Annotated in this window: 13 protein-coding genes; all 13 read right to left on the minus strand. The window is 30.5% G+C overall.

Going from position 1 to position 14,147, the window contains the following annotated elements; translation table 11 throughout:
- Positions 1-4: 4 nt before the first annotated feature.
- From mutS to L6651_RS01855, 13 genes are read right to left on the minus strand one after another with little or no spacing between them, the layout of a single operon-like run.
- Positions 5-2,590 carry a DNA mismatch repair protein MutS gene (gene mutS / locus L6651_RS01795; protein WP_237036350.1) on the minus strand — a complete coding sequence of 862 codons (2,586 nt, stop codon included), beginning with the start codon at positions 2,588-2,590 and terminating at the stop codon, positions 5-7.
- 9 nt (positions 2,591-2,599) lie between these two features.
- Complete coding sequence (gene miaB, locus L6651_RS01800) at positions 2,600-3,916, minus strand: tRNA (N6-isopentenyl adenosine(37)-C2)-methylthiotransferase MiaB (protein WP_237036351.1); 1,317 nt, start codon at positions 3,914-3,916, stop codon at positions 2,600-2,602.
- Positions 3,917-3,921: 5 nt separating this feature from the next.
- Positions 3,922-5,148, minus strand: coding sequence for a peptidase U32 family protein (locus L6651_RS01805; protein WP_237036352.1), 1,227 nt, complete (start codon positions 5,146-5,148; stop codon positions 3,922-3,924).
- A 36-nt stretch (positions 5,149-5,184) separates the two neighbouring features.
- Positions 5,185-5,826: an O-methyltransferase gene (locus tag L6651_RS01810; RefSeq protein ID WP_237036353.1), complete on the minus strand. Its 642-nt coding sequence runs from the start codon at positions 5,824-5,826 to the stop codon at positions 5,185-5,187.
- Entirely contained in the window at positions 5,826-6,152 is a 327-nt protein-coding gene (locus L6651_RS01815) for a YlbF/YmcA family competence regulator (protein ID WP_237036354.1), read from the minus strand. Before L6651_RS01815 ends, L6651_RS01810 begins: the two co-directional genes overlap by 1 nt.
- Before the next feature lie 9 nt (positions 6,153-6,161).
- Positions 6,162-7,877 carry a ribonuclease J gene (locus L6651_RS01820; RefSeq protein WP_237036355.1) on the minus strand — a complete coding sequence of 572 codons (1,716 nt, stop codon included), beginning with the start codon at positions 7,875-7,877 and terminating at the stop codon, positions 6,162-6,164.
- Between the two features lie 10 nt (positions 7,878-7,887).
- Positions 7,888-8,328 carry a Fur family transcriptional regulator gene (locus tag L6651_RS01825; RefSeq protein WP_237036356.1) on the minus strand — a complete coding sequence of 147 codons (441 nt, stop codon included), beginning with the start codon at positions 8,326-8,328 and terminating at the stop codon, positions 7,888-7,890.
- A 2-nt stretch (positions 8,329-8,330) separates the two neighbouring features.
- Positions 8,331-8,591 carry a DUF1292 domain-containing protein gene (locus L6651_RS01830; RefSeq protein ID WP_237036357.1) on the minus strand — a complete coding sequence of 87 codons (261 nt, stop codon included), beginning with the start codon at positions 8,589-8,591 and terminating at the stop codon, positions 8,331-8,333.
- 9 nt (positions 8,592-8,600) lie between these two features.
- On the minus strand, positions 8,601-9,014 hold the full coding sequence (gene ruvX / locus L6651_RS01835; RefSeq protein WP_237036358.1) for a Holliday junction resolvase RuvX: 414 nt from the start codon (positions 9,012-9,014) through the stop codon (positions 8,601-8,603).
- 9 nt (positions 9,015-9,023) lie between these two features.
- Positions 9,024-9,971, minus strand: a complete 948-nt coding sequence (locus L6651_RS01840) for an aldo/keto reductase (RefSeq protein ID WP_237036359.1) — start codon at positions 9,969-9,971, stop codon at positions 9,024-9,026.
- Position 9,972: 1 nt separating this feature from the next.
- The gene (locus L6651_RS01845; RefSeq protein WP_237036360.1) at positions 9,973-10,236 is read right to left on the minus strand and encodes an IreB family regulatory phosphoprotein; all 264 of its coding nucleotides are present in this window, start codon (positions 10,234-10,236) and stop codon (positions 9,973-9,975) included.
- 25 nt (positions 10,237-10,261) lie between these two features.
- Entirely contained in the window at positions 10,262-12,901 is a 2,640-nt protein-coding gene (gene alaS / locus L6651_RS01850; protein WP_237036361.1) for an alanine--tRNA ligase, read from the minus strand.
- Positions 12,902-12,910: 9 nt separating this feature from the next.
- Positions 12,911-14,116: an AI-2E family transporter gene (locus tag L6651_RS01855; RefSeq protein WP_237036362.1), complete on the minus strand. Its 1,206-nt coding sequence runs from the start codon at positions 14,114-14,116 to the stop codon at positions 12,911-12,913.
- Positions 14,117-14,147: the final 31 nt, after the last annotated feature.

Genomic DNA, 14,147 nt, shown 5'->3' on the forward strand with positions numbered 1-14,147 from the left:
GTACCTACAAATCCTTAGCTTCTTTAATTATTTCATCTAATTTTGTCAATGCTTGCATAGGGGTAAGCATATTTACATTAACATTTCTAATTTTATCAATAAAAATCTCATATGAGGAGTCAACTTCTTCGTGACTCATATCAAAAAGAGATTCTTCTATAATTTCTGAATCATTTTCTCTTTCTCTCTCAATATTTGAAAGTATCTTTTGGGCTCTATTTGTAAGCTCAAGTGGTAAACCGGCTATTTTAGCTACCTCAATACCATAAGATCTATTTGATTTTCCTTCCACAATTTTTCTTAGGAATACAATGCCATCTTTATTTTCTTGAATTTTAACCTTCAAGTTAATAATATTATCCATTTTTCCTTCAAGCTCTGTCAATTCATGATAATGTGTGGCAAATAGAGTTTTTGCTTTAATTTTCTTGCTAATATATTCAAGTACTGCCCAAGCTATACTTAGTCCATCAAAAGTGCTTGTACCTCTTCCAACTTCATCTAGAATTAAAAGGCTATCCTTAGTTGAGTTTTTTATAATATTACTAACTTCATTCATCTCAACCATAAAGGTACTTTCTCCCTTATATAGATTGTCCGATGCACCAATACGAGTAAATATTTTGTCCACAATGGATATATTTGCTTCATCAGCAGGAACAAATGAACCTATTTGTGCCATTATCACAATTATTGCTATCTGTCTTAAATAAGTTGACTTACCGCTCATATTCGGTCCAGTAAGTATTTGGATGTCATTGTATCCTAAGCCTATAGTAGTGTCATTGCTTATAAAATTCTCTAAACCTATAGAATTTTCAACAATGGGATGTCTTCCACCACTTATTTGTATAAGGCCTATATTGTTTAAATTTGGCCTAACATATTTATTTTCATATGCGACAATTGCAAGGGAATTGAATACATCTATTTCAGATATTATTTTTGATGTTTCCTTTATACGATTAATACAATCAAGTATTTCAAGTCTAATTCTATTAAATATCTCATATTCTAGGTTTACTATTTCAGAATCTGAACTTAAAATCATGTTTTCAATTTCCTTGAGTTCAGGAGTAATAAACCTTTCAGAATTAGTCAAAGTTTGTTTTCTTTCAAAATAATCTGGAACAAATTTTAAATTGCTTTTTGTTACATCTATAAAATATCCTAATTTTTTATTAAATACGACTTTTAAATTCTTTATTCCTGTTTCTTCTTTGAGCTCTATCTCGTATTCAATTAATCTTTTCTTTCCTTTTATTCTATTATCTCTAACTTCATCTAGATGTGCATCAAATCCAACTTTTATAATATTACCTTCTGTAATTAATATTGGTGGTTCTTCTACAATGGAATTATTTAATAGTTCATAGATATCAGTCAATGTGTCTAACTTGTCAACCATTGATTTTAAGACTTTACTGTCATTTTCTAAAATAACTCTTTTTATTTCTGGAAGTTTTTCAATAGAAATTTTTAAAGAAACTAAGTCTCTAGCATTAGCTCTTCCAAAGGATAATTTTCCAATAAGTCTTTCCAAATCATATATCTCTTTTAATAAATTCGATATATTATTTTGTAAGGCTCTAGAATTGTAAAAAGAGTTTACTATTTCCTGTCTATTGATAATTTCTTTTTTATCCATCAATGGCCTCTCTAGTAGACTATGGAGAAGCCTACTTCCCATAGATGTAGAGGTCTTATTTAATATTGAATAAAGTGAACCTCTTTTTGATTCCGTTGATAGATTCTTATGAATTTCTAAGTTTATAATTGTATGAGAATCAATGTTCAAATATTTATCTACTTCAAAATAATATGCGTTTTTAATATGCGTTAAGTTTTCACTTCTATAATTATAAATGTAACTTAATAGCATGCTTATAGCTTTGAAGCTTTTTAAATCTTTTAATTCAGAGGTAATTTCCTTTTCATTTATAATTTTCAAATGCTCATCTGTATCGATATTTTCTGAAGTAGTTAAGGTAATGTTATTTAACTCAGCTAAGTTACTTAAAAAGTCCTGCGAAAAGGCTTTATTCTCATTATAGATAATTTCTGATGGACTTACTTTTATCATTTCATTTTCTATCTTTTTTTCTAATTCTTCATAATTGGAATATCTGATTTTAGTGAAATGAATATTTCCATCTAATATATCAGAATATGCTAAAGTTACTATATTATCATCAAAGTAAATGGCCATTAAATAGTTAAAATCAGAAGAATCTGTCGATTCTTTATTAATTATTGTGCCAGGTGTTACCTTGTCAATTATCCCTCTTTTAACTATTCCCTTTGCCTCTTTTGGATCTTCTAATTGCTCACATATTGCAACTTTGTAGCCTTTTTCCACAAGTTTTGATATATAGGTATCAGCAACATGATATGGAATTCCACACATAGGACATTTTTGATTATTACCACAATCTCTTTTAGTTAAGGCTATTTCAAGCTCTCTTGAAGCTGTTATAGCATCATCAAAGAACATTTCATAAAAATCTCCCAGTCTAAAAAATAGAATACAATCTTTATTCTCTTCTTTTACTTTCATATACTGTTGCATCATTGGAGTTAAATTTTCCATTATATCACCTTATATTAATTCTCCGCTAAGTGAAAAAGAGTTATGACTATTAATTTTCACTTGAACCAGTTTTCCTATTAAGTCTTTAGGCCCTTCAAAATGAACAAGCTTATATCCTCTAGTTCTTCCCGTTAATATATCTTCGTTATTTTTGCTAGGTCCTTCAACTAATACTTCTACCGTCTCACCTAACATTTTTTCATTATTTTCATAAAATATTTGATACATCTCTTCTATTAGTCTGTCAAATCTTTTCTGACTTACATCCCTTGGTATTTGATCATCCATTGTAGCAGCCTTTGTGCCTTCTCTTTTACTATAGATAAAAGTAAATCCTTGGTCATATCTAACTTCTCTAACTATTTTAAGAGTCTCTTCAAAGTCTTCCTCTGTTTCTCCAGGAAATCCAACAATAATATCCGTTGATAGAGTTATTTCAGGAATTTTATTCTTTAATTTTTTTACAAGATTTAAATAATCCTCTTGAGTATATTTTCTGTTCATTGCCTTTAACACTCTGTCTGATCCTGCTTGGAATGGTAGGTGTAGGTTTTCGCATACTTTATCACATTCAGCCATTGCATCAATTAAATCATCTGATAGATCCTTTGGATGGCTAGTTAAAAATCGAATTCTTTCAATTCCATCAACCTTATTTATCATTCTAAGTAAATCTGGAAAAGAACAAGCTGTGTCTAAATTCTTTCCATATGAATTTACATTTTGTCCAAGTAGAGTGACTTCTTTATAACCCTTATGTGCAAGTATTTTTATTTCTTCTAATATACTTTCCGGACTTCTACTAACTTCTCTTCCCCTTGCATAAGGTACTATGCAATAGGTACAAAAGTTGTTACATCCTGTCATAATATTTACATATCCTATAAAGTCATGGTCTCTATTTAAATTTGGTATTTCGTCAATTAAATCTGTCTCTGATATATCTACTACCATCTTACCAGTATTTAAATGTCTGTCTATAAGGTTAGGTAGCATAGAAATATTTTTAGTACCGAATATTATATCAACATGTCTGTATTTTTCTCTAATGACATCCCTTGCATCACCCGTTTGCATCATACATCCACAAACCGCAATAATCATGTCTGGTTTTTCTCCTTTAAGTCTTTTTAAAGCACCAAGTTGTCCATAAACTTTAAGCTCTGCATTTTCTCTAACAAGACATGTATTGTATATAATAAAATCCGACTCTTCTAAATCTTCAGTTCGCTCGTATCCTAGATTTTCTAAAATATATCTAATCCTTTCAGAGTCATGTTCATTCATTTGACATCCATAAGTTATTATAGTGTATTTCTTTTTCATAAAATCTACTCTTCAATTGCCTTTCTAATTAAATCATATTTTTTTACAGGAAAGTCTATTTTTGTCTTAAATATCTCTTTAGCTCGCGGAACTACATTTACAACTTCTCCCTCAGCATTTGTCATTTCACCCATTATAAACTTTTTGTATTTATATTCTGGTCCAAACACTTCAAGTTCATCTCCTGAAAATATTCTATTTCTCTGCTCAATTGTAGCTATTTTTGTACTCTTGTCATAGTCTAGAACTACACCTACAAAATCATAATTTCTAATATATGAGCTGGTTGTATAGAGCTGATCATGTTCATCTGGTTTTTTGAAAAAGAATCCAGTTGTAAAATCTCTGTGAGAAACTTTTTTTATTTCATCTAAAAGCTCTGTTGCTAATTCTTCTGTATAAGTTCCATTATAATAAGCATCTATGGCAAGTCTATAGCTTCTAATTACTGTAGCAACATAATATAATGTCTTTACCCTTCCTTCAATCTTTAAGCTATCTACGTTGGCTTTAAAAAGTTCAGGAATATGCTTTATCATACATAAATCTTTAGAGTTAAATATGAAGGTACCATTATCATCCTCCTCAATTGGATAATACTCACCAGGCCTTTTTTCTTCAACTAAGTTATATTTCCATCTACATGCCTGAGCACAGTCTCCCCTATTAGCATCTCTACCTGTCATGTAGTTACTTAGTAAACATCTTCCAGAGTAGGAAATGCACATAGCTCCATGTACAAATACCTCAAGATCTACATCTGGTACTTCATTCTTTATATTTTCTATTTCTTCTAGTGATAGTTCCCTTGCAAGTACAATTCTCTTAACTCCCATATTTTCCCAAAATCTAACGGTCTCATAATTTGTTACGGAAGCCTGAGTTGATAAATGTATTTCAATATCTTTACTTACAGACCTAATAACTGAATATATACCAGGATCTGATACAATAAGTGCATCTACCTTGCTATCTACAAGAAACTGTACATATTCTTTTAATCCTACTAAATCTTCATTATGTGGAATAATATTTAAAGTTATATAAATCTTCTTATTATTCTCATGAACAAACTCTATAGCTTCTAACAATTGCTCATTAGTGAAGTTTTTAGAAGCCTTTCTCATTCCAAATTCTGGACCAGCTAAGTAAACCGCATCTGCTCCATAATGAATTGCATATTTTAATTTTTCTAAATCCCCAGCTGGGGCAAGTAATTCTATTTTTTTCAATCTAAACTCCTCATCAAAACAATATCCTATAAGAGATTAAATCTTATAGGATATTGACATTCCATCATCTATAGGTATAATTGACGTTTTGTATTCCTCTAAATTCGAAATATATTCAAGGAACTCATTTAATCTTTTGACGATAGTTATTTTTCTATGACGTTTTGTAAGTGCCTCTTCATCACATACCATACCTTTAAAAAGTACGTTGTCACATACAATAATACCTTTATCATTTATCAATTTCATAGACTCTTCAAAATACTTTAGATACTGTCCCTTTGCTGCATCTATAAATATCATGTCAAATTTTTCGTCACAATCTAATAGATATTCATAGGCATCACATTGAACGACATCAACACTATCACTAAACTCAAAATCCATTATATTTTTTTTAGCAATTTCAACCATTTTTTTATTTTTTTCTAAAGTTATTATTTTAGCATCTCTATATGCTAGATTCATAATAATGGATGAATAGCCTATTGCTGTTCCAAGTTCCAAAATCCTTTTAGGTTTTTGCAAACTAACAATAACATTTAAAAAGTTGGCCACTTCAGCTTCAATTATTGGAACATGGTTTTCTTTAGCATATTTTTCTAGCTCCAATAGCTTTGAATCTTTTGTACTTGATAAAGATCTTATATAATTTTCGACATTTGAATCTACTATCATTAATCTAATTTAATTTCCTCTTCAATAGCTTGAAACACTTCTTGAAGTTTCATAGAAAAACTAGCTTCAGAAAACAAAAACCTACTAACTTCTGGATTTAAGGACAATATATTTTGTAAATTTTGAAGATTTTTAAAGTCTTCATCTGTAGCCTTATTCTCTTGTTTTTTTAATTCATAATCCAGAATTTTTCTTCTGAAGTCATCAATCATATCCTTGTTTTTTTCATCTTTATAAACTGTTTCATGTAATTTTTTATATTCTATAAACTCAGAGCTTTGTGCAAGCTCTTTGCCTATTTCAGTTGCTTTTGAAACTAAATCCATCATAATCTCCTAAACTTCTATAATTACAGGAAGTATCATTGGTCTTCTCTTTATTTTACTAAATACAAATTTTTTCAAATCTTCTCTAACTTGATGTTTAATACTTCCCCAGTCTTTTAAATTATTCTCTTGACATTCTTGTAGAGAATTTTCAACAACATGCTTTGCATCATCCATTAAAGACATGCTTTCTTTAACATATACAAATCCTCTGGAAATAATATCTGGATCAGATAAAATTTCGTTTGTGTCTTTATTAACCGTGATTACAACCACAATAAGTCCATCTTCTGAAAGATGTTTTCTATCTCGAAGTACAACATTTCCAACATCACCTACTCCAAGACCGTCTACTAATATATTTCCAGCATAGTCTGTATCTAATAATCTTGCGCCCTTTTTAGTAAACTCATAGGTATTTCCATTTCTACCAATAAATATATTTTCGCTGTTCATACCCAGTGACTCTGCTAATTCTCCATGAACTTTTAAATGTCTATACTCGCCATGGGCTGGTATAAAATACTTAGGTTTAACAAGCACATGCATAAGTTTTAACTCCTCTTGACAAGCATGTCCTGAAACATGAACATCAGCTAAGGCATCATAAATTATATTTGTACCTATTTCAGTTAATTTATTTATTATTTGAGACACAGTCTTTTCGTTACCAGGTATTGGTGTTGCAGAAATAATAATAGTATCCGTAGGTGTAAGTTTTACCATCCTATGCTCTCCATAGGCCATTCTTGTTAAAGCACTCATTGGCTCACCTTGAGAACCTGTAGTTAATAATACAATCTTGTCACCATCATATTTATTAATATCTTTAAGTTCAATTAAAGTATTATCTCTAACATCAAGATAATTTAATTCCTTGGCAACGGAAATAATATTTATCATCGATCTACCTGAAAGGGCAACTTTCTTATTATAGTGCTCTGCAGCATAAATAACTTGTTGTATTCTATGCAAGTTAGATGCAAAAGTTGCAACAATGATTCGTGATTTCGCTTTTCCGAATAAATCTATAAATGTTTCTCCTACGGACCTTTCACTTAGAGTATAACCGCTTCTCACAACATTTGTACTGTCAGCAACAAGTGCTAAAACCCCATTTCTTCCTATTTCAGCAATTCTTGTAAGATCCATTCTATCACCGTCAATTGGAGTATAATCTATCTTAAAATCTCCTGTAAAGAAAACTACTCCCAGTGGAGTATTGATAGAAAGGCAAACGGCATCTGGTATACTATGACTTGCTTGTACAAATTCAATATCGAAACATCCTAGTTTTATAGTTTGACCTTTCTCAACAACTTTTAAATTGTTTGAGCTAAGATTATGTTCAATAATTTTATTTTTAATTAAACCAATAGTTAGATTTGTAGCATATACATCAATATCTAGTTTTTTAAGAACAAAAGGTATTGCACCTATATGGTCTTCATGTCCATGGGTTACTACAATCCCTCTAACTTTGTGTGCATTTTTCTCTAAATAATCAATATCTGGTATAACAATATCAATTCCAGGCATACTTTCATCTGGAAAAGTCAATCCAGCATCAACAACGATGATATCATTGCCATATTCAACCACAGTCATATTTTTACCAATTTCAGATATTCCTCCAAGAGGAATTATTTTCAACTTTCCATCCTTGTTATTTTTATTGTTTCTACCATTATATTTCTTATATGTTTTTCCTTTTTTATTTGGCATCTAAATCTCCTTACTTACTATTTTTCTCCTGACATTGAGAGCAGATACCAAAAAACTTCAAAACATAATTTGTTACTTTAAAACCATAATTTTTTCTTATACTTTCTTCTATATCACTTGTTAAGTCATAACTTACTTCTTCAACTTTATTACATTGTGTACAAATTAAATGATGATGTTGATGTTCTTCATCTCTTGTTAACTCATATCTATATCTATTGTCATCAAAATTTAATTTGTATACTAAGTTAAGTTCCTCAAATAATTGTAAAGTTCTATATACTGTTGCTATACCAATATCTTTATCTTTTTTATTTACAATTAAATGTAGTTCTTCCGGACTTAAGTGCTCAGAAGAATTTTCAAGTAATGTTTCAAAAATAACTTCTCTTTGCTTAGTTATCTTGTATCCATTATTTTGAAGTATAGATTTGAATTTATCTAAATCCATTGCTATCTACCTCCCTTTTTGTCGTTTTCCTCTTTTAATTCTAAATATATATCTACAACCTCATCAAGTTTTTTTTCATTTTCAATTCCTTCAAATAAAACTTGACCATCTTCATCTTTTACAGTTTTAAATATATATAACATTTCATCGTCTTCGTCTGTAGATTTTAAAACTACATAATCATCGTCTTCCACACCGAAACTATCTACAAGATAATATTCTTCTATTTCATTGTTTTCATTGTATATTTCAATTATATTCATAATATCTCCTTATTTTATCATATCCAAATATGATTGAAGTATATATGTTGAAGCAACTTTGTCAATCACTTTTTTTCTATTCTTCCTACTGACATTTCCTTCAATTAGAATACGCTCTGCAGAAACCGTAGTAAGCCTTTCATCTTGTAAAATTATTTCATTATTCAACTCTTTCTTCATACGAGAAACAAAGTCTAATACTTTTTCACCTTGTGGACCAATGGAATTATTCATGTTTTTAGGTAGTCCAACGACTATTTTGGAAACTTCATTTTCTTTAATTATTTCCTTTAGCTTTTGAATATCCTTTTTTATTCCGGTTCTAATAATAGTACTATGACCTTGAGCAGTAATAAAAAATGGATCACTAATAGCTACTCCAATAGTTTTATCTCCTACATCTAAACCCATAAATCTTTCCATTATAACTCCTTATATTACTTTGATATAAAAATCTTCACATACAGTGGCGCAATATCCACAAAGCACACATTTCTTAGGATTTACCTTTGCCTTGTTGTTTTCAAGGTATAATGCATTTTGATCACATCTCTTAACGCATTTTCCACATCCGACGCAATAATCCTCAATTATAAGTTTTCTCTTTCTAGATGAAAGTTTTTCTAATTTTTCGTTGTACTTGTCCTCAATAATGAGATCAACATTACAATCTATTTCGTCTTTTGATTGGCAACCTATTGCTATGCTATCAGCTAAATTTAGTTCTTTGACAAATTTAATTGAGTCATATACTTCAGGTATAAGATGACCTCCACCAAGCGGTTTCATACTATATATACCTTTATTGTAAGACTTTGCCTCTTTAAGAACTCTTATCATATCTTCTGCATTTCCATCGGGAATTCCAAGACCATTTTTATTTAATATTGGATGCAGAACTTCTATTTCATTAAACTTATTGGCACCTTCAACTCCAGAAATTCTGTGTGTTGATAACCCTACTGCTCTTATATACCCTTTTTCTTTAGCTTTAATAAGAAATTCTAAAGCTTCGTAATGTCCTTTAATTGTAAATTCTGATTCCTGTTCATGTAATAAAAACACATCGATATAATCAGTCCCCAATCTACTAAGAGCTTCTTCTAGGGCCTCTTTTGCAAGTTCTTTATTCCATGCATAGGTTTTTGTTGCTATAACATATTTATCTCTAGAAATTCCAGCGTATCCCTTTTTTAAATACTCATAATTATCATAAAGCTGGGCTGTGTCAATGAAATTAACGCCTTTTTCAAAGGCATATCTTATAAGATATGCCCCTTCATCTACAGGTAGATTGCTTTGAAAAGGCGTAATAGTTAAACTTCCGAAACACATTGGAGAAACCATAATTCCAGTGTTTCCTAATTCTACTAATTTCATTTTATTTTTCTTCTTTTAAATAATTTTTAAGAATTTCTTCAAGTAGATCATCTCTGTCAACTTGTCTAATAATATTTCTAGCGTTTCCATGAGAGGTTATATACGTAGGGTCATCAGATAGTAAATATCCTATGATTTGATTAATTGGGTTATATCCCTTCTCTTTTAGGAGTTCATAAACTGTTGTTAAAATTTCTTTAATTGATTTTTCAGAATCTTTTTGTGGTTCAAACATCATAGTTTCGTTCAAATGATCTTTATTCATAAAAACCTCCTTGTTATTACTAATATTACTTAATTAAACTTTCGATTATAGACTTAACAGATGATAAAGCTTCATCTACTTTGTCTATATCTTTTCCACCTGCCATTGCAAAATCAGGTCTTCCTCCACCGTTTCCTCCGGTAATTTTAGCTACTTCTTTAACTACATTTCCAGCAGAAATAGTCTTTCCTGCTAAATCTTTTGAAACTGCCGATAAGAAGTTTATTTTATCCCCGCTTATGTTAGCAAGTACAACTACTCCAGATTGTAATTTATCTTTTAGGTTATCTCCCAATGCTCTTAAGTTATCTACCGACATATCATTTACTTTATGAGCTATAAACTTTATTCCAGAAGTTTCTTGTACATGTTTAAGGATATCATCACTGCCTTTTAAACTGTCTTTTTCTTCAAGTTTAGCTAATTCTTTTTCCAAAGCTTTTAGCTCTAGGTGCATGTCCTTAACTTTTGAAGTCAAATCTTTCTTTTCTGACTTTAATTCATCTGATAATTCATTTAAAAGATTTTCATCTTCCTTTAGAACTTCATATACTTTTCTACCTGTTATGGCTTCAATTCTTCTTACACCTGCCGCAACTGAAGATTCTGAAACTATCTTTAGCATTTGAATTTCAGCTATATTTTCAACATGGCATCCACCACAAAGTTCTACAGAGAATTTGTCTCCTATGGAAACAACTCTAACAATGTCCTTATACTTGTCTTCAAACAGACCTACAGCACCATATTCCTCAGATTCTTTTAATGTCATATTTTGTTTTTCTACAGGTAAAGCTCTTGATATTGCCTCATTTACTATATTTTGTACTTTTAATAAATCTTCCTTAGAAATAGTTTCAAAATGAGTTATATCAAAACGAAGTCTGTCTGGACCAACATAGGAACCAGCTTGGTGAACGTGATTTCCAAGAACATCTCTTAGGGCCTTGTGTAACAAGTGAGTTGCTGTATGGTTTTTAGTAATATCACGACGTCTATCTACATCAACTTGAAGTTCTACATCATCTCCAACATTGATTTTTCCTTCTTTAACAGAAACGAAATGATAAATTCCATTATTTTTATTCTTTTTTGTATCAAAAACATCTATCAAGCTAGTTTTAGATTTTATTATACCTGTGTCTCCAATTTGACCTCCACCTTCTCCATAAAAAGGTGTAGTTTCTGTTACAATAATACCTTCTTCACCAGCTAATAAGCTATCGACTAAAGCTCCTTCTTTTAGTATCATATCAACTTTAGACTTTGCATAAGTATTGTCATACCCAACAAAGTTAGACTCTTTTAAATTGATTAGATAATCATTCTTTTCATTAGCCCATCCAACATTTCCACTTTGTCTTGAAGACCTAGATCTTTCTCTTTGTTCTTCAAGCAAATTTTTAAACTCATCAAGATTTACATTTAAAGAATTCTCTTTAAGAATTTCAACTGTTAAGTCTATTGGGAAACCATAGGTATCATATAATTTGAACGCATCTTCGCTTTTTATATAATCATGGTTAGCTTTTTTTGCATCGTCTATTAAATCTTCAAGAATTGATAGACCTTGATCTATAGTCTCTTGGAATTTACTTTCTTCAGAAGAAATAATCTTAGTAATTCTCTCTTTGTCTTCTAGAAGTTCTGGATATTCCATATTGTAAATTTCCATTACCTTGTCTACAACTTCCGGTAAGAAATTATCTTTAATACCAAGTAATTTTCCATGTCTTGAAGCTCTTCTAATTATTCTTCTAAGAACATATCCTCTACCTTCGTTACTAGGAATAATTCCATCGTAAACTAAGAAAGTCATCGCTCTAACATGGTCCGCAATTATTCTTATTGAAATATCTTTTTTACTGTCAGTTTTATACTGAACTCCTGAAATTTCTTCAATTTTATGGATAATATCCTTAACAAGATTTATTTCAAAAATATTGTCAGCATTTTCCATTACCATTGTAATTCTTTCAAGTCCCATTCCAGTATCTATATTAGGATGTTTTAGTGGAGTATAAGTTCCATCAGCGTCTTTATTAAACTGGGTAAATACTAAATTCCACACCTCTAAGAATCTATCACAGTCACAACCAGGCTTGCAGTTTGGGTCTCCACAACCATTTTCAACGCCTCTATCAACATGAATTTCTGAACAAGGTCCACAAGGTCCTTCTTCAAGCTCCCAAAAGTTGTCTGCTTTTCCAAGTCTTACAATCCTATCTTCAGGAACACCTATTTTATCTTTCCAAATAGAGTAAGCCTCTTCATCTTCTTCATATACAGAAACCCATAGTATTTCTTCTGGTATTTCCATTCTCTCTGTTAAAAACTCCCATGCCCAAGTAATTGCATCTTCTTTGAAGTAATTTCCAAAAGAGAAATTGCCTAGCATTTCAAAAAAAGTTCCATGTCTTTGAGTTATACCCACAGAATCAATGTCTGCTGTTCTAATACATCTTTGAGAAGACGCTGCCCTATTTCCTGGCATTTTTAATTCCCCTGTAAAATATTTTTTCAGCGGTGCCATACCTGCATTAATTAGAAGCAAACTGTCATCATCCATAGGTATTAATGGAAAGCTCTTTATTATATTGTGTTCTTTTTCGCGAAAGAATTCTAAAAATTCTTTTCTTATTTCATTTAAGCCTAAGTTTTTCATTCAATTCTCCTATATGTTTCTGTGATTATTATCAAAGAAAAAATTCTTTATATCATTTTTAAAATGTCCCAGCACTACTTTTAAAGTAGCTACAACAGGAACTGCAAATATCATTCCAGGAACTCCAAACATACCCGCTCCAAGTATCAAACTGGTCAATATTAAAAGTGGATTTAGACCTATGGTAGTTCCAAGTATTTTTGGTGCTAATATATTATTCTCAACCCATTGGATTAAAACAAAGGCCGCAGCCACAATAACAGCTTTGATTGGGCTATCCACCAAAGCTAAAACAACTGCTGGGATAAATCCTAAAGCCGGGCCTATATATGGTATTATATCTGCTACACATGTTATAATCCCAATTATTAGTGCATAGTCTATTCTCATAATTAATAAGAATATAGTAGTCATAACACCAACGGCTATTGCCATTATTAGTCTTCCTCTAACAAATTGAGAGTTAACTCTATCTATCTCTTTAAATAATGATGTTGTACTCTTATATTTATTTGGTGGAACTTGATTTTTTATCCACACAAAATACTTTTCTTTATACATGATAAAGTAAAAGGTAAATACAGGAATTAAAACAACCCTAATAATACCACTGGCAAGTCCAGATACTTTTTCTCCAATATTTCCCATTTCGAATATTAGATTGTCTTGAACTTTGTTTAGACTCTTTAAAATACTCTTGGTTCCATTTGTTATAAAGTCATTTGCTGCGGGATAGTCTGTGAACTTAGCTCCTATTTTCTCTCCTAGCTCGTTAATGTATTGAACTATTTGAGGTATTGACTGAACTAAATTTTTAAGCTGCTCTACAAGCATAGGCCATAAAAATACTACAATAATAGCAAAGAAAAGTATTACTATTAAATACACTACTAAAATAGCATACGATCTTTTTAAACCTAAATCTTCAAGCTTCATGGCTAGAGGATTTATTAAGTATGCAACAACTACAGAAATTATTGCAGTTGATAGTGTCCTACTAACGATTGGAAATTTATTAAAAATAAACAGGGTCATTAGTATTAATATAATTATAACCGTCGTTCTCTTTATGAATATTTGATCGAATTTTAACCTATTTCGTAAACTTACTTTCGTATTCCCAATATTAATCAAATAGTAGATGCTAAAAGATAACAAAAAAACCACTAAGACTAATATTGCATTTATAAGTAAATGTTGAACATCAAAAGGCATTTATATACACCCCTAAATCTATAATATCTCT

Source organism: Mediannikoviicoccus vaginalis, from assembly GCF_928097925.1.
In the GTDB taxonomy this organism is placed as follows: domain Bacteria; phylum Bacillota; class Clostridia; order Tissierellales; family Peptoniphilaceae; genus Mediannikoviicoccus; species Mediannikoviicoccus vaginalis.